This is a genomic window from Mesorhizobium sp. WSM4310 (genome assembly GCF_007003935.1).
Classification (GTDB): Bacteria; Pseudomonadota; Alphaproteobacteria; order Rhizobiales; family Rhizobiaceae; genus Mesorhizobium.
Map to the genome: position 1 here is coordinate 47,166 of NZ_VFTA01000018.1, position 15,626 is coordinate 62,791.

15 protein-coding genes are annotated in these 15,626 nt (G+C 64.1%); 8 read left to right on the forward strand and 7 right to left on the reverse strand.

All coding sequences use genetic code 11. The features are described from left to right. Nucleotides 1-71: 71 nt before the first annotated feature. Nucleotides 72-971: a myo-inosose-2 dehydratase gene (gene iolE, locus FJV80_RS19650; RefSeq protein ID WP_095773660.1), complete on the reverse strand. Its 900-nt coding sequence runs from the start codon at nucleotides 969-971 to the stop codon at nucleotides 72-74. Further along, nucleotides 968-2,086 (reverse strand): Gfo/Idh/MocA family oxidoreductase, encoded by a 1,119-nt coding sequence (locus tag FJV80_RS19655; RefSeq protein ID WP_095792880.1) that lies wholly within the window; start codon nucleotides 2,084-2,086, stop codon nucleotides 968-970. The genes iolE and FJV80_RS19655 overlap by 4 nt, the downstream gene beginning before the upstream one ends. A gap of 97 nt (nucleotides 2,087-2,183) precedes the next feature. Between FJV80_RS19655 and FJV80_RS19660 the strand changes: the two genes are divergently transcribed. Beyond that, entirely contained in the window at nucleotides 2,184-3,653 is a 1,470-nt protein-coding gene (locus FJV80_RS19660; protein WP_142877184.1) for a PLP-dependent aminotransferase family protein, read from the forward strand. A gap of 254 nt (nucleotides 3,654-3,907) precedes the next feature. Here FJV80_RS19660 and FJV80_RS19665 read toward each other — a convergent pair whose 3' ends face one another. Together FJV80_RS19665 and FJV80_RS19670 are read right to left on the reverse strand one after the other, a co-directional pair. Beyond that, nucleotides 3,908-5,110: an MFS transporter gene (locus FJV80_RS19665; protein WP_095789156.1), complete on the reverse strand. Its 1,203-nt coding sequence runs from the start codon at nucleotides 5,108-5,110 to the stop codon at nucleotides 3,908-3,910. Between the two features lie 144 nt (nucleotides 5,111-5,254). Continuing rightward, entirely contained in the window at nucleotides 5,255-5,713 is a 459-nt protein-coding gene (locus tag FJV80_RS19670) for an Lrp/AsnC family transcriptional regulator (RefSeq protein ID WP_095773733.1), read from the reverse strand. 171 nt (nucleotides 5,714-5,884) lie between these two features. On the opposite strand from FJV80_RS19670, the gene FJV80_RS19675 reads away from it, so the two are divergent. Together FJV80_RS19675 and FJV80_RS19680 are read left to right on the forward strand one after the other, a co-directional pair. Then, nucleotides 5,885-6,619, forward strand: coding sequence for an AzlC family ABC transporter permease (locus FJV80_RS19675; protein WP_095789157.1), 735 nt, complete (start codon nucleotides 5,885-5,887; stop codon nucleotides 6,617-6,619). Continuing rightward, nucleotides 6,616-6,915, forward strand: a complete 300-nt coding sequence (locus tag FJV80_RS19680) for an AzlD family protein (RefSeq protein WP_142877185.1) — start codon at nucleotides 6,616-6,618, stop codon at nucleotides 6,913-6,915. Before FJV80_RS19675 ends, FJV80_RS19680 begins: the two co-directional genes overlap by 4 nt. A gap of 55 nt (nucleotides 6,916-6,970) precedes the next feature. Here FJV80_RS19680 and FJV80_RS19685 read toward each other — a convergent pair whose 3' ends face one another. Further along, complete coding sequence (locus tag FJV80_RS19685) at nucleotides 6,971-7,603, reverse strand: FMN-dependent NADH-azoreductase (protein WP_142877186.1); 633 nt, start codon at nucleotides 7,601-7,603, stop codon at nucleotides 6,971-6,973. 107 nt (nucleotides 7,604-7,710) lie between these two features. Here FJV80_RS19685 and FJV80_RS19690 point away from each other — a divergent pair, with 107 nt between their 5' ends. Next, the gene (locus FJV80_RS19690) at nucleotides 7,711-8,670 is read left to right on the forward strand and encodes a LysR family transcriptional regulator (RefSeq protein ID WP_142877187.1); all 960 of its coding nucleotides are present in this window, start codon (nucleotides 7,711-7,713) and stop codon (nucleotides 8,668-8,670) included. Here the strand turns inward: FJV80_RS19690 and FJV80_RS19695 are convergent. After that, nucleotides 8,600-9,229, reverse strand: coding sequence for a TetR/AcrR family transcriptional regulator (locus FJV80_RS19695; protein WP_095773668.1), 630 nt, complete (start codon nucleotides 9,227-9,229; stop codon nucleotides 8,600-8,602). The genes FJV80_RS19690 and FJV80_RS19695 overlap by 71 nt on opposite strands. Nucleotides 9,230-9,295: 66 nt before the next feature. Between FJV80_RS19695 and FJV80_RS19700 the strand changes: the two genes are divergently transcribed. Both FJV80_RS19700 and FJV80_RS19705 read left to right on the forward strand, forming a co-directional pair. Then, complete coding sequence (locus tag FJV80_RS19700; RefSeq protein WP_142877188.1) at nucleotides 9,296-9,721, forward strand: VOC family protein; 426 nt, start codon at nucleotides 9,296-9,298, stop codon at nucleotides 9,719-9,721. Nucleotides 9,722-9,902: 181 nt separating this feature from the next. Next, the gene (locus FJV80_RS19705) at nucleotides 9,903-12,977 is read left to right on the forward strand and encodes a P-loop NTPase fold protein (RefSeq protein ID WP_142877189.1); all 3,075 of its coding nucleotides are present in this window, start codon (nucleotides 9,903-9,905) and stop codon (nucleotides 12,975-12,977) included. A 6-nt stretch (nucleotides 12,978-12,983) separates the two neighbouring features. Here FJV80_RS19705 and FJV80_RS19710 read toward each other — a convergent pair whose 3' ends face one another. Beyond that, nucleotides 12,984-13,934, reverse strand: a complete 951-nt coding sequence (locus FJV80_RS19710; RefSeq protein WP_095792889.1) for a trypsin-like peptidase domain-containing protein — start codon at nucleotides 13,932-13,934, stop codon at nucleotides 12,984-12,986. 168 nt (nucleotides 13,935-14,102) lie between these two features. Between FJV80_RS19710 and FJV80_RS19715 the strand changes: the two genes are divergently transcribed. Together FJV80_RS19715 and FJV80_RS19720 are read left to right on the forward strand one after the other, a co-directional pair. After that, on the forward strand, nucleotides 14,103-14,975 hold the full coding sequence (locus tag FJV80_RS19715; protein WP_095792890.1) for a S1C family serine protease: 873 nt from the start codon (nucleotides 14,103-14,105) through the stop codon (nucleotides 14,973-14,975). Nucleotides 14,976-14,983: 8 nt separating this feature from the next. Beyond that, a complete protein-coding gene (locus FJV80_RS19720) occupies nucleotides 14,984-15,619 on the forward strand; it encodes a helix-turn-helix transcriptional regulator (protein WP_142877190.1) in 636 nt (211 codons plus the stop codon). Nucleotides 15,620-15,626 lie beyond the last annotated feature (7 nt).

The window sequence follows — 15,626 nt, forward strand, 5'->3', positions numbered from 1 at the left end:
AGTCCAGTTGCCCCTTCATTCCAGTTTCATTCCTCAGCACTGGTTTCCTGGAGGCCGAATAGTGGCCTCGATCACTCCATGACGGTAAATCCAACCTCTTTCGCCATGCGCGACAGGTTCTTGAATCCCATCGTCGCATAGGTCAGCGGATTGGCCTTGTTGGGGTCCTGCTCGGCCTCGACGACCAGCCAGCCGCTGTAACCATTGTCGGCCAGCACGCGCAGAATGGCGGGATAGTCGATGAAGCCGTCGCCGGGCACGGTGAAGATCCCGTCCATGACCGCGCCCATGAAACTCATGTCCTCGGCGCGGGCACGCTCGAGCACAGTCTTGCGGGCGTCCTTGCAGTGCACATGCACGACGCGTTTGACCTGCGCCTTGATCAAGGCGAGCGGGTCGCCGCCCGAAAATATCGAATGGCCGGTGTCGTAAAGCAGGCCGACCGCTTCGCCGGTATGCCGCATCAGCAGGCCAACCTCGGCATCGGTCTCGACGATGGTCCCCATATGGTGATGAAAGGCCATGCGCACGCCGAACTCCGCCATTCTTTCGGCGAGTGCCGTGAGCTTGCGGCCATAGGCCGGCCATTCTTCCGGGCTCAGGGCCGGGCGTTGAGAGATCGGTCCCCAGATGGCGTTGTGGCGCCCGCGCGAGGTGTCGGCATAGACGACATGGGTCGAGCCCATATCCTTCAAGAGCTGGAGATGCGGCGTGATCGCATCCATCTCGGCGCCAATATCCTTCTCGTCGCAGCGGCCATCATACCACCCGGAAATCACCGCGAGGCCATAGCGGTCCATGATCGGCCTGAGCTCGGCCGACCGGCGCGGAAACTTGCCGCCGAGTTCGGTGCCGGCGTAGCCGGCCTGCCTGGTTTCGCTGAGGCAGACTTCAAGCGGCGTATCGCCGCCGAGTTCCGGCACGTCGTCATTGGTCCAGGTGATCGGATTGATGCCGATGCGAACCGTCACGGGCGAGCTCCTGATTGCTTCGATTGGGCAAGGTGGTGGCGGGTCAGCCCAGCCAGCAGCGTCATGTCGCGGCGCGCCTGCTCGGCAGTGTTGCGCACGGTTGAGCCTTCGACGATCGCCGACCAGAAGCCCGTCAGCTCCTCGACGAAAGCCTCTTCATAGCCGCTGCGGATGTCGCGGCTGGAAAGCGTGTGGCCGTCGGCGCCGCGGATGGTCAGCCGCGTCGGCTGGTGGTTGAGATAGGGCGAGGGAAATTCCAGCTCGAGCGAGGCATCATCGAAATGGAGCGTGATGCGCTCGCGGTAGTCGGGCAGCCCCGGCGTGGCGACATGGACCATGGTCCACAGGGCCTGGCCGTCGAGCAGCCGCACGGCGCCCTGGCCGCCTTCGCCTTTGGCGAAGAACGAGGCGCCGACGATTTCACCGTCGGCGACGCCGAGCGCATCGAGCAAGCCATGGACGGCGTTCACATCATGGACGATCGACGAAGAATAGGCGCCGACAAAGCCCCGAAAGGCCTCGGGATCGTCGATCCCGGGCACCGCGCGGTCGACCTGCTCGCGCTGCCTGGCTTCGGTCGAGGCAATCAGTTCCGCCGCGACGTCGTCACCTCGGCAAGTGGAGGCGTGCCGGATGAAGGGCCAGGCGTCGGGATCGTTGACCTCGACCGAAATGTAGCGAAGCGTCCGCGCCGTACCGGGCAGCAAGTTCAGCGCCGCCTCGTAGCTCGGGTCGAAACGCTTCATGTAGCCGACCTGGAGCACCTTTCCGGCGCGATCCCTGGCGGCAATCAGTTCGTCGATGTCCTGCGCGCCATAGCAAAGCGGCTTTTCGCAGAAGACATGCAGGCCCCTGGCAAAGGCGGCGAGGCTCTGTTCGCGGTGCAGCGCATCCGGCGAAGCGATGACCACGGCGTCAAGCGGCATGGCGAGCAGCGCGTCGAGATCGGAAAATGTTTCGAGGCCGAATTCCTCTGCGACGAAAGCGCGGACTTTTCGCGACGGATCGTAGACGCCAAGGATCTTGAACTGCCGGTGCAGCTTGAGCAGGTTCGGAATGTGCTCGACCTGGGCGACGCCGCCCGCCCCGATCACTCCCACCCTTATGCACTGCATCGGCCAGCCCCATCTGAACCCGAACGCTTTTTTCTTGAGGGTAGGCCTCCTTTGGTTCCATTGTTAGAACCAGATTCCATTGATTTTTAGGAACCAGATGAAGACCAGCTTTCCCGTCGACGGCATCGCCCTGGATCGCGACAGCCCCGCCAATCTGCACCGGCAGCTCTATGTCCAGTTGCGCGGCCTGATCGAACGGCGCGTGCTGCCGAGCGGGCACGCAATGCCCTCGACACGGGTCATGGCGCGGGATCTGAATGTCGGACGCAACACGGTGATTGCCGCTTGCGACCAGCTGGCGCTGGAGGGTTATCTGGCGATACGTCCGCGCCGACCCTCGGTGGTGATGGATCTGCCGACGCGTTCGGCAGTTGCCGAACAAATGTCGGTCGAGGACGCCAATCCGCTATCGCGGCGCGGCCAGACCATGCTTGCCCAACCCTATCATCATGGCCGGCCGGGTATGCTTGCCTTCCATCCCGGCATGCCGGACCCGGACAATTTTCCGTTCAACACCTGGTCGAAACTGCTCAGCCGCCGCGCGAAGTTCGCCCATATCGATCTTTTCGGCACCTATCACGTCAAGGGCTATCCGCCGCTCTGCGAGGCCATAGCGCGCTATCTCACCGCCTCGCGCGGGGTGAAGTGCACCGCCGAGCAGATCGTCGTGACCAATGGCGCACAGTCGGCGTTCGATCTCCTGGCCCGGCTGCTGATCGATGACGGCGACACGGTGTGGATGGAGGAGCCTGGCTATTACGGCGCCGGCTCGGCATTCGTCTCGGCCGGCGCGAACCTGGCGCCGCTGCGCGTCAGCAACGCGGGCTGGAATCTCGATCCGCCCGATGTCGTGCCCCGCATGATCTTCGTGACGCCCTCCTGCCATCACCCGCTCGGCATAACCATGCCGATGGAACAGCGGCTCAATCTGCTGCACATGGCCGAGACCTGGCGTTCGTGGATCATCGAGGACGACTATGACGGCGAATACCGGTTCCAGGGCCAGCCCATTCCGGCACTGCAGGGCATCGGCGCGTCGAACCGCGTGGTCTATGTCGGCACTTTCGCCAAGATCCTTTTCCCGGCCATGCGGCTGGGCTTCATGGTGGCGCCCAAGGCGATCGACCATACGATCGTCTCGGCGCTGAGCGTGAGCGGCCAGTTCGCCCCCTTGCTGACCCAGGCCGCGCTGGCGGACTTCATGAATGAGGGGCATTTCACCCGCCATCTCAGGCGCATGCGGCGGCTCTACGCGGAGAGACGGCAGTTCTTCCTGGAAAGCGCTCAACGGCACCTCGGGGAATGGCTGGATTTCCATGCGACCGAATCCGGCATCCAGGTTGTCGGCATTTTCCGCGACAGATGCAGCGACAGGGCGGTTGCCGAGGCGGCGCTCCAGCAAGGCATCAACGTGTCGGCCCTGTCGATCCAGTACCGCCACGGCACACAGCAGAACGGCCTTGTCATGGGCTTCGCGGCCGCCGATGCGCAGACGACCGAAAGGACGATGCAGAAGTTTCGCACCGTGCTGCAAAGCCATTTTTCGCGAATGAATGATCCCGGGTAAGCAACTGGGATTATTCGCTTAAGCGTTGCTCGTGCTGGTGGGCGGTGCTAGCCCAGATCGGCCATCTGTGCCCGACAGCGCACCTCGTCGATCGGCCTGCCAAGCGCGGCGAAGTGTGTGGCTGCTTTCTTGAACGCCGCCACGGCCCGGGTTTTGTTACCCCTCGGCTCCAGCCGCAAAGCTCGCTGGTTTGGGCATTGACCTTCGACGAAGGCGGGCGCCGATGGGTTGTCACCAGCGCCCGTCCCTCCGCTTCAGGCCATCTGCAACTGCCTGCGCGGCAGCGGCGGGAAGGCGATCGCTATGCCGGCGGCGCCCAGGCCGATAAGGGCCGAGCCGATGAACAGCCAGTGGTAGCTGGCATAGGCATCGAACACCATGCCGCCGGCGAGCGGACCGAGCGCCATGCCGAGGCTGGACAGCATGGTGGCGGCGCCGAACACGGTACCGAGGATGCGCTGGCCGAAATATTCGCGCGCCAGCACGGCATAGAGCGGCATGACGCCGCCATAGGTGGCGCCGAAGATGACGGCCAGCACATAGAACTGGTCGAGCTGGCTGACCGAAAGATAGCCGGCAATGACGATCGCCTGGATCACCAGACCCGCGATCAGCACCGGCTTGACGCCGAGCCGGTCGGCCAGCACGCCGTAGAGAAGCCGGCCGCCCAAGCCGGCGAGGCCCTCGACGCTGTAGATCGTCACCGCCGCCATGGGGGCGACGCCGCACAGCATGGCGTAGCTGACCATATGGAAGATCGGCCCGGAATGGGCGGCACAACAGGCGAAAAAGGTCAGCCCGAGCACGATGAATTGCGGCGAGCGCAGCGCTTGGCCCACGCTCATGCCAGCCCCTTCGGCGACAGGCGCGGAACCGACATCCGCCACAGCGGGCTTTGGCGGCTGGCGCACCAGAAGCACCGCCGGCAGCAGCAGCACCCAGGCCATGATGCCGATGTCGAACATGGCGGTGCGCCATTCATAGGCCGAGATCAGCCAGCGGGCGAAAGGCGAGATCGTCATCGGGGCGACGCCCATGCCGGCCGAGACCAGTGAAACCGCAAGGCCGCGGTTGGTGTCGAACCAGGCCGTGGTCAGCGCGATCATCGGCGCGAAGAAGGCGCTGGCGGCAAGCCCGACGAGGACACCATAGCTGATTTGGAAGGTCAGCAGCGAGCCGGCGCGGCTCGCCACCACAAGTGCCAGGCCGAGCAGCACGGCACCGATCGCCACGACGATGCGGGCGCCGAAGCGGTCGGACAGCGCGCCCCAGGCGAAGCCGCCAAGGCCCATGACCAGGAAGTTGAGCGTCATGGCGCTCGAAATGCCGGCGCGCGACCACTGCGTGTCGATCGCCATCGGTTCGAGGAAAATCGCCAGCGAAAACATCGTCCCGATGGCGACACAGGACATCAGCGCACCAGCGGCGACGATGACCCAACGATAGGAAAGGTTCATGCAAATCTCCCATGCCAGAGGGCAGCGCCCAGCGCTGCTTGCGTCCGAAGGACGATGGCACCGAAACCGATCCTACAATCCGGTTGCATTTTTTATCCAGTCCGAAACGCTGCACCAGGCATCCGGGCCGCTCTGTGGCACCGGTCAGATCGGCAGTTCCGACGTGTACTTGATCGTCCAGCTCGGCACGTCGGTCTTGACGTTCTGGACGCCCTTGATGCGGCTCAGATGCTCCGACTGGAAGCGGCGATAGTCGTTGACGTCGGCCGCCACCACGCGCACCAGGGCATCGCAGTCGCCGAGCATCAGGTAGCACTCCATGACCTGGGGCAGCTTGGCCACTTCGCTGGCGAAATGCTGGACCGTGTCCTCGTCCTGCGTCTTCAGCCAGATGCGGGTGAAGAAGGTGAGGCCCTTGCCGATGCTGGCCGGGTTGAGCACGGCGACATAGCGGTCGATGACGCCGGCCTCCTCCAGGAGCTTGACGCGCCGCAGGCAAGGCGAGGGTGACAGGCCGACCTCGTTGGCCAAATCGTTGTTGGCCATGCGGCCGTTACGTTGCAGTGCCCGCAGGATGCGCTTGTCGATGTCGTCGAGCGTCATGGCTCTGGATTCCATTTTATCGGATATTTGTGACAATCAGTGCCAAAAATGGAGAGAATGCAACAATCTTCGCAACCAAATTGCCGAGAAGTGTGGGTATGTTTGCCGCCGGTATCATGAGAGTTCAAAACCGAGGGAAGCGCTGGCCGCGAGGCCGGCCGGCGGCGGAGCATGAGCATTTCACAGGCAGTCGAAGCGGCGGGCGACGGCTCGCGATCCGAGTTCCGCCGGGGCGTGGCGTCCTGCGCGCCGGTGCTGTTGGGCACCATCCCCTATGCGCTGGTGCTTGGCGCCCAGGCGGCCCAGAAAGGTTTGAACGCGCTCGAACTGTCCATGATGACGGGGCTGAACTTCGCCGGCGGCTCGGAATTCGCGGCGATCCAGTTGTGGACGTCGCCGCCGCATATCCTGCTCATCGTCGCCATCACCTTCCTGGTCAACAGCCGCCATCTGCTGATGGGAGCTGCCCTTGCGCCATTCCTGCGCGATCTGCCGCGGCGCAAGGCGTTTCCAGCACTTTTCCTCCTGTGCGACGAAAGCTGGGCGCTGGGCTTGGCCGACGCCAAACAGCGTGCCGCGGCTGATATCACGCCGGCCTTCAGCCCGCGCTACTATATGGGCGCGGCATTGGCGATGTACCTGACCTGGGCTTCCTTCACCACGCTCGGCGCCTTGCTCGGCCCGATGCTCGGTCATGTCGAGACCTATGGTTTCGACATGGCGTTTCCGGCTGTCTTCCTGGTGCTGATGCGCGGCATGTGGAAAAGCGTGGCGGCGGCACGGCCCTGGCTGGTCAGCCTGGTCGTCGCGGCCCTTGTCTATCTCTTCATTCCCGGCGCCTGGTATGTCGCGGCGGGAGCTGTGTCGGGGCTGCTTGCTGCCTGGCTGATGGCAGGTGACGCATGATCGACATCACAACCCTTGTCACCATCGTGCTGATGGCCGGCGTCACCTATCTCACGCGGATCGGCGGCTATGTGATGCTGCGCAACCGCGTGCTCAGCGCGCGTGCGACCGCGGTGATGGAGGCGGCGCCCGGTTGCGTGCTGATCTCGGTCATCGCGCCGGCCTTCGTGTCGCGCAATCCCGCCGACCTTCTGGCGCTGGCCATCACCTTCATCGCGGCGACGCGGCTTTCCATGCTCCCGACCGTGCTGATCGGCGTCGCTGCGGCGGGGCTGCTGAGGCATTTCATGGGCTAAAATGAAAAAGGCAGGCGCGAACGCCTGCCTTTCGAGTTCCGATGATCGAGGCGCCTTACGCGGCGGCAGCGGCCTGCTGGCTGGCGACCACGGCGTCGACCTTGGCGGTCGCTTTGGCGAGCGCCGCGGTGACCGCGTCGGGGCCCATGCCGACGCCTTCGATGCGGATGACGTCGACGTCGGTCATGCCGAGGAAGCCGAGCACGCCGCGCAGATAGGGAATGGCGTGATCGAACTGCACGGCCGCACCTTCCGAATAGATGCCGCCCGAAGCCAGTACGATATAGACCTTCTTACCGGTGACGAGCCCCTTGGGGCCGTTCTCGCCATAGGCAAAGCTGCGGCCGGAGCGGGCGATGTGGTCGACCCAGGACTTCAGCGTCGAGGAGATGTTGAAGTTGATGAAGCCGGTGGCGAGGATCACCGTGTCGGCGGCAAACAACTCGTCGAGCACGACATCGGAGACGCCGACGACTTCAGCCTGGCGCGGGGTGCGCACTTCGGCCGGCGTGTAGATGCCGGTCGAATAGTCGGCATCGATATGCGGCAGCGGGTTGGCGACGAGGTCGCGCACGACAAGCGTGTTCGACGGATCGGCGGCGAGGAGCTTTTCGGCGAATTCGGTGGCGATGCGGGTCGAGTGCGAGGCAGCGCCGCGCGGGCTTGAGGTAACGAGAAGAATGGACATGGCGGGTCTCTCCAGTGGAATGAATTGTCCCGCTAGATATGGGATATCTATCCATCAGATAAACTGGTATATTTTATATACGATCCATCCACAAAATAGATACAACGATGCAGCCCAATCCAACACTCGACCAGCTTCAGATATTCGTTGCCGTCGCCGATAGCGGGAGTTTCTCGGCCGCCGGCCGCAAGCTCAACCGGGCGCAATCCGTCATCAGTTATGGCATCGCCAATCTCGAGGCACAGCTGGGGCTGAAGCTGTTCGAACGCGAGGGCACACGCGAGCCGCAACTGACCGAGATCGGCCGGGCGATGCTGGAGGATGCAAGGCGCATGATCGGCGTGCTGCAGCGTATGCGTTCGCGCGTCGATGGCCATCATCATGGGCTGGAGGCCGAAGTGGCGCTGTCGGTCGATGCGACGTTGCCGTCGCCCGTGCTGGTGCGGGTGCTGAAGGCGTTCGAGGCACAGTTTCCGACCGTGATGCTGCGCCTGCATATAGGCTCGCTTGGATTGATCCCCGACCATGTCGTCAATGGACAGGCGGATCTCGGCATTGGCGGCCTGCTGGGCAAGGTCGACGTCCATCTCGTGCGCATCGGCTTCATGTCGATGGTGCCGGCGGCGGCACCCAACCATCCCCTGACGCTGCTGCCGAAGCCGGTGAAGATCGAGGATGTGCGCGAGCACACGCAACTTGTCGTCACCGATCAGTCCGAACGCACCAAGGGGCGCGACTACGGCGTCTTTGCCTACCGCACCTGGCGGCTTTCGGACATGCGCACCAAGCATACGCTGATGCGCGAGGGGCTGGGCTGGGGTGGGCTGCCGCGCTGGCTGATCGCCGACGACCTGGCCACCGGCCGCCTGGTGGAACTTGATCTCGAACCCTACGAGGAAATCAGTTCGCCATTGTTTGCCATGCACCGCAACGATCGCAGCCCGAAGCCGGCCGCCGCCTGGCTGATCGAACGGTTCAAAAGCGAACTCGGCTGCTTCAACGAGTTCGAGCCGGGCGAGGTGCCTGACGAGGAAGCGCCGGAGACAATCCATCAATCAGCGCCATGAGCACGGCGCGGTAATCCTGCGCCGAAGCGCCGGCCTCGATGGCCAGCGCGGCGCGGTCGAAGGCGGAGGCGAGCAGCGCGGTTAGTGCATCCACCGGCAATCTCGTCATCGTGTTGGCCCGCATCGCCGCGACCAGGCCCTCGCGCAGCGAGCGGTTGCCGTGGCGGTTGTCGATCGCATCCATGGCGGCGCGGCCAAGCACGGCGGGGCCATCAAGCAGCAGCAGCCGCGTGCGGCCGGGCGCGCGCATGGCGTCGAGATAGGCGTCGGATCCAGCGATGAGCGCATCGCGGGCTTCGAGCGAGGATGGCGACGCGCGCTCGATCTCCTGCGCCACCGCCTGTGCCTCCTGATCGACCACGGCGGCGAACAGCGCCTGTTTATCGGCGAAGTGATGGTAGAGCGCGCCGCGCGTCACGCCGGCCGCGGTGACGATCTCCGGCGTGCCGGTCTCGGCATAGGATTTTTCCGTGAACAGTTTTCGCGCCGCCGCGATCAAATCGGCGCGCGTCGCCTCGGTGCGGTCGCGATTGGAACGGCGCGTGGATTCCTGTTGCATACATGCAGCCTGTATGTTAATTCGATTTACATGCAGACTGTATGTTATGTCCACGGAGAAGGAAAGATGAAGACCACGAGCTGTTATCCGGTGCTGATGACCGGCGACGTCGCCGGGACGGCGGCCTTCTATGTCGAGCATTTCGGCTTCCGGCCGCTGTTCGAAAGCGACTGGTATGTGCACCTGCAATCGGTGGACAGCAAACGCGTCAATCTCGGCATCGTCCAGGGCGACCACGAGACGATCCCGCAAGAGGGGCGGGGGCGCACCTGCGGCCTGCTGATCAATTTCGAGGTACGCGACCCCGATGCGGTCTATGAGCGGATCCTCGCCGCCGGCCTGCCGATCCTGCGAACGCTGCGCGACGAGCCCTTCGGCCAGCGCCATTTCATCACCAGGGACCCCAACGGCGTGCTGATCGATGTCATCAAGCCGATCCCGCCCAGCGAGGCGTTCCTGGCGCAGTACGCGCAGGGCGCGGCGGGGGAGTGAGGGTGGCCTGAAGTATCGAATGGTTGGAAAGTGTCGTCCGACTGACGCCAGATGACGGCGGCGCCAATAGAAACCGTGACAATATCTTCAACGTACTGCTGCCCAGCAGAGGCCTGCATATTCTCTACTTGCACCGCTTCGAGACAGCGGCCATCCTGGACCGGGCTGGAGGGAGCTGAGGGTGGAGGACCGGATCAACGTTGGCAGTCGAGAAGGGCTTGAGAACTGGCTGGCGGACAAGCCGCCGGAATGGGCGGAGGCAATCGCGGCGCGGCTTGCACTGAGAGTGCTGCCGTTGGCGAATGCCGATGCGCCGATTTCTCGTGAACGCTTGCTTCTGGCTGTCTTTCGAGCTGCGTTTATATCCTGGTTTGCGCGTAGATATCCGACGCAAGATGCGGGGTCAGCCAGTTCGGATGCCGCTCAGTCTGGCATTGCCGTTGCCGATTCCATGGTGGTCGGCGGCAATCCCCACAGCGCTGCGCCAGCCGCGGTCAGCCAAGCTGCGGTGACGGCTGTCGGCGGTAGTGGAACGAGAAGTTCCGCAGCGATCACTGCTGGGCTCGCGGCAGATGCCGGTAGCGCCGTTGCGAGCAGCGTCGGGGCGGCTCAGATAAGGGAGAGTGTTGCTTCCGATGTGTCCTTCTTGTCTGAGCTGGAAAGCTTCGGCGCGGCGGAAGCTGCTCGCGCGCTGATCAACGAGCCGCTGTGGTTGATTGATGTGCGCGGCGATTCGAGATTTCAGGCCAATTTTCCGCCTTGGGTGCGCGCGCCCTTCGACAACATGGCTAAAGATCCTGATCTGGCCAGAGCAGGTTTCAAACTTTGGATAGAATGGTATCGCGCGATTTTGCCGAACAGTCATCGGGCTAGGCCAACAACTTATTTTGGCGAGACTGTCGACCTCCGCGTAGCTCTGCAATCCGACACGTGGTGGAGTCGAGACCCGACCAAGGTGAATGCAGATATAGCAAGCTGGCGTGCGGGTCGGGGTTCCGGAGACTCCACCAATGAACGTGGTGCTTTGGACGGCCTGGAAGCAATTCCGCAGTCCAGCACGATTGGATCTTCGCAAACCGCTACCGCACGCAAACGTCGAAGCAGAAGACAGAACGCACCTGCTGACGTGTCTATCGGCAGCGCCGCCGAGGCCCCGGAGGGCAAGAAGGATCCCGTTGCCAATCCTAATTCAACGCTGGAATCGGAAGTCAAACCGACCACGTCAACTACGCCGCTGGAATCACCGCCGCCCGAGACATCCGCCATTGAAACCAGTTTCCTCGATGATTCCACCGATCCCGATGTGGATTTTCTCAGCCGCTCGGACCTGGCCTTCGTGCTGGCGGGGCGGCTCAATCAAGTCTGGGATCAGCTCAACCAGGAAAATCCTAGGGACAGTTATCGCGGCAACAGTGCGCGCTGGACCGGTATCTGGCCCAAACGGAGGGCCAGGGAACCGCCGCCCGGCTTCGTCGTGCACATCGATGCACCTTGGGGCGGCGGCAAGACCAGTTTTGCCAATTTCCTGATCCATCTGCTCAACCCGTACAAGGTGGCCGGTCCACCGCCGGCCTGGATGCTGGGCCTGCCGCTCGGCGATCCAAATTTCTGGCCGGAATCCTATCGGCGCCCCTGGCACATCGTCACCTTCAACGCCTGGCAGCATCAGCACGTGCTGCCGCCATGGTGGGTTTTTTATCAAGCGATCCGCAAACAGACGACCGACGCCATCTATGCCGAGGACTTGCTGGTCGAACCAGCGCCCGCGACCGACGCATCGGGCAATCCGCTGCTCAACGGGCCAGCGGTGCCGCAACCGCCGGCGGTCGGGCAAGGCTATCTTCCACCATGGTTGCGGACGGCGGATTGGTCCTGGTGCTGGTTGCGCGAAATGGTCTGGCGCGTGTGGACGCCCGATATCCGCAACAAGGTGGCGGTTACCGCACTGGGTATTGCCGCTGTCATCCTTTTCTTTCGTCTTGGCCTACTCAACCTCGATGACAAGGGGGCTTTCAACGCGAACACCACCAGTCTGGGTCCATTCGTTTCCGTTGCCATCGCCGCGCTGGTGGGAGGGGCGCCGCTGATCTGGACCGTGCTGTCGGCGCTAAGTTCGACCTTGCTGTCCGGCACACCGGACGCGGCCAAGAATTACGCTTTGGGTTCAGGCGATCCGCTCGACCGGTTCCGGGCGCATTTTGCGAAAATGATGGCATTGCTCAAGCGACCGGTTCTGGTGGTCGTCGATGATCTCGACCGTTGCGAGCCGACATTCGTCGTCGAGTTGATCCGCGGCATGCAGACCATTCTCAAAAGTCCGCGTCTGGTGTTCATCCTGCTGGGTGACCGCGACTGGATCGAGGAGTGTTTCACCAAGGTCAACGAGGCGATGAAGGGAATTCACGTCGGACCGGAACATGAATTCGGCGCCCGCTTCGCCGAAAAGGCGATCCAGTTCTCCTTCGTGCTGCCGGACATTTCGGATGCTGCCCGCCGCACCTATGTGAGGGATCTACTGGGGGTGAAGAAGGCGGTATCCGGTCGAGGCGGACTGCCGCTCGATGTCGTCTTCAAGGCGGATGCCTCGATGCGCGGCGAGTTCGAGTTCAAGGTGGACAGCGTGTTGCAACAGAACGAGGCCCTTAGTCGCGAAAGTGCCGCGCAGACTGTCCGCGAAGAGATCATCGCAAGCCCGGTAAGCGCCGCGGTCACCGACGTCTTGCTGACCGATTTCGACCGTAGGCTGTCCTTGCGTGCCGCCACCGACAAAACGGCCGAAGCGGCGACCCGGCATCGGCTGGAGGCGCTCTCCAGCGTGCTGCCAGCCAACCCCCGCCAGATCAAGCGCATCATCAACGCCATCACGCTGTTGCAAGAGGTCGGCCGCATCGAGCAGAGCGTGCAACCCGGCTCGACCGAATGGAAGATCCTGGCCTTGTGGATCATCCTGATGATCGAATGGCCGAAAAGCTGGTTCACGCTGAGCAGCTATCCGGGCCTCGCCAATCGTTTGCTCAACCAGCCAGACGAGACAGTCCCTCATCTGCCTGTCGAAAACACCGATGCGTTTTTGGTCGCGCTGAAGGCGAAGGCCGAAGTGATGGCGATCCTCAGGTTTCAGGGCGATCAGGAATGGCAGGACTGTACCATCACAACGGTGCACATCCTGAAACTTCGGCAGATACTGCCACCAGCGAGCGGTCAGTTGATCGATGTTGCGCCATCGAAGAAACCGGCTCCGAGCGAGCAGTCCTGATCTCCGTTAGCCAGCCCTTGCCACCGGCGTTACCGCCACCTGGCTGACGCCGGTGCGGCGTACCACCGTGCACAGCGTCTCGCGGCCGATGCGCTCGGCGTCGAGCATGCGCACGAGGTCGTCGACGCCGGTGACCGGGCGGCCGTCGATTGCCGCGATGATGTCACCCTCCTTCAGCCCCGCCTTGGCCGCCGGGCCGTTCTTTTCGACGCTGCGCAGCCGCACGGCCGTGCTGGTCGACACTTGCGACAACAGCGCCGCGCGGCGCGGCAGATTGGTGGTGTCGGCGGAGACGCCGATGAAGGCGCGCCGCACGCGGCCGAAGCGGATGATCTCCGAAATGACGAAATTGGCGGTGTTGGAGGCGACCGCGAAGGCAATGCCTTGCGCGCCGTGGATCATGGCGGTGTTGACGCCGATGACCTCGCCGGCCGACGACACCAGCGGGCCGCCGGAATTGCCGGGATTGAGCGCGGCATCGGTCTGGATGACGTCGTCGATCAGCCGGCCGGTCGAAGCGCGCATCGAGCGGCCGAGCGCCGAGACGACACCCGAGGTGACCGTCCATTCGAAGCCGAGCGGATTGCCGATGGCGATGGCGATCTGGCCGCGACGCAGCCGCTTGGAATCGCCGAGCGGCGCGACGTCAGTGAAGCTGCCATCGGCGCGCACCAGCGCGATATCGGTGTCGGGATCGCGGCCGAGCACGCGACCCTCGCGTGAGGCGCCGTCGGGCATCGACACGCGCACCGTCCTGGCGTCGCCGACGACATGGAAATTGGTGACGACCAGCCCGTCCGGCGCGATGACGAAGCCGGAACCATGGCCGCCCTGGCCGCCAATGCGCTCGATGCGGCAGACGGCCGGGCCGATGCGGTCGACCGCGTCCGCGACCGTCATGGAATAGGCGTCGAGCAGCGTGTCATCGGTTTGGAAATTGGCGATGGCGAGGGCCATGGATGGGCTCCGTGTTTTCAGGCTTGATCGTGACTATATGTGCGGAGCGGCTGGAACGGCCGCGACCTGACCAGATGGCCAGTCAAACCGCCAACTAGCCGTCAGGCGAGTACCTCCAGGGGCGCCGTCGGGCGATATCTGGGACATGACGAACCCCAGGAGACATCCATGAGTGATTTCAATTTGAATGCATTTTCGCAAGCCGTTGCCGACCTCGCCGCCAAGGCGGCGCCAGCAATGGCGAGCTTCGCCACCCACCACCATCGCACGGCAAGCGCCTTCCACTGGAGCGACGGCTATTTCGTCACCGCCGAGGAGGCTGTCGAGGCCGGCGAGGAGATCGAGCTGACGCTGGCCTCTGGCGGGACGGTGAAGGCCGAACTGGTCGGCCGCGACCCGTCGACGGGCGTTGCCCTGTTGAAGCCCGCGGATGCGGCCGGCGTGCCTATCCTTGCCAGGGCCGATGCCGTTCGGCCGGGCAACATTGCCATCGCCATCGGCAACAGCCAGGGCTCGGCGCTGGCGGTGTCGGGCTCGGTCGGTGAAGTCGGGCCGGCCTGGCGCTCGATGCGCGGCGGCACGATCGACAGGCGCATCCATCTGGCTGTCGGCGCCGGCGGCCGCTTCGAGGGCGGCCCGGTGCTGGACGCCAAGGGCGCGCTGATCGGCATGCTGTTGTTCGGGCCGCGCGGGCGTGCGCTGGTCATGCCCTATGAGACGATCGAGCGGGCAGTGGCGACATTGCGTGAAAAGGGCCATGTCGCGCGCGGCTATCTCGGCGCTGGCCTCCATCCGGTGCGCGACCGCGACGCCCATGGCGCGATGGTGATGAGCCTCGACGACGCCGGTCCGGCCAAGGCCGCCGGCCTGTCGCTGGGCGACATCGTCGTGGCGTGGAACGGCGAGGCCGTGCACGGCCCGCGCGACCTGATCCGTCGGCTCGGCCCTGACAGCGCCGGTGCTTCCGTGACGCTTGGCGTGGTGCGTGGCGGTGAACAGCGCGACGTGACATTGACCATCGGCGAAAAGCCGCTGAGCTGAGAGGATTGATGGAAACGCTCGCCGGCGACCGGATCGTGAGCAACAGGGCCGCTTCGCGGCAACTGGTGGTGCTGATTGCGCTTGGCGATGCCGCGCGCGCGGAGCGCCTGGCCGCCATGCTTGCCGCCAGCGACGACCTGCTGCCGGTGGCGGCCGGCGGCGGCAGGGCCGATGTCGCCATCATCGATGACAGGAGCGGAGATGCCGTGCCGGCCTCCACACCGCGCGTGCTGCTGTCAGGACGCACCGGCGGCGGGCGGCCCGCCGGTGAGGTGTTTGCGGTCATTCCGGCGGGCGCCGACGATCTGCTGATCGCCGCGGCGGCGCGGCTGGCGGCGGCCGGCTATCGCGTCACGGGCGAGGGCAGAAGCGGACACCATGAGGATTTCCATACGGGCGAAAGCGAGCCGTTCGAGGATGACGTCCTGGACGAGCATGCCACCCGGCCAGCGCTGTCGCCGCGCGAGGCCGAAGTGCTGGCGCTGCTCGCCGAAGGCGCGCCCAACAAGGTGATCGCGCGGCGGCTCAACATTTCCGTGCACACGGCGAAATTCCACGTCGCGGCGATCCTGATCAAGCTGGGGGCGGCCAACCGCACCGATGCCATTGCGATTGCGATGCGGCAGGGGCTGGTGCTGGTTTAGCTGCAGA

Excerpts from the sequence above, each read along its gene's own strand:
- FJV80_RS19680 (WP_142877185.1), top strand. The coding sequence starts at position 6,616 with ATGATCGACATCACAACCCTTGTCACCATCGTGCTGATGGCCGGCGTC.
- FJV80_RS19690 (WP_142877187.1), top strand. The coding sequence starts at position 7,711 with ATGCAGCCCAATCCAACACTCGACCAGCTTCAGATATTCGTTGCCGTC.
- FJV80_RS19665 (WP_095789156.1), bottom strand. The coding sequence starts at position 5,110 with ATGAACCTTTCCTATCGTTGGGTCATCGTCGCCGCTGGTGCGCTGATG.
- FJV80_RS19695 (WP_095773668.1), bottom strand. The coding sequence starts at position 9,229 with ATGCAACAGGAATCCACGCGCCGTTCCAATCGCGACCGCACCGAGGCG.
- FJV80_RS19710 (WP_095792889.1), bottom strand. The coding sequence starts at position 13,934 with ATGGCCCTCGCCATCGCCAATTTCCAAACCGATGACACGCTGCTCGAC.
- FJV80_RS19715 (WP_095792890.1), top strand. The coding sequence starts at position 14,103 with ATGAGTGATTTCAATTTGAATGCATTTTCGCAAGCCGTTGCCGACCTC.
- FJV80_RS19675 (WP_095789157.1), top strand. The coding sequence starts at position 5,885 with ATGAGCATTTCACAGGCAGTCGAAGCGGCGGGCGACGGCTCGCGATCC.
- FJV80_RS19700 (WP_142877188.1), top strand. The coding sequence starts at position 9,296 with ATGAAGACCACGAGCTGTTATCCGGTGCTGATGACCGGCGACGTCGCC.
- FJV80_RS19660 (WP_142877184.1), top strand. The coding sequence starts at position 2,184 with ATGAAGACCAGCTTTCCCGTCGACGGCATCGCCCTGGATCGCGACAGC.
- FJV80_RS19670 (WP_095773733.1), bottom strand. The coding sequence starts at position 5,713 with ATGACGCTCGACGACATCGACAAGCGCATCCTGCGGGCACTGCAACGT.
- FJV80_RS19655 (WP_095792880.1), bottom strand. The coding sequence starts at position 2,086 with ATGCAGTGCATAAGGGTGGGAGTGATCGGGGCGGGCGGCGTCGCCCAG.
- FJV80_RS19685 (WP_142877186.1), bottom strand. The coding sequence starts at position 7,603 with ATGTCCATTCTTCTCGTTACCTCAAGCCCGCGCGGCGCTGCCTCGCAC.
- FJV80_RS19720 (WP_142877190.1), top strand. The coding sequence starts at position 14,984 with ATGGAAACGCTCGCCGGCGACCGGATCGTGAGCAACAGGGCCGCTTCG.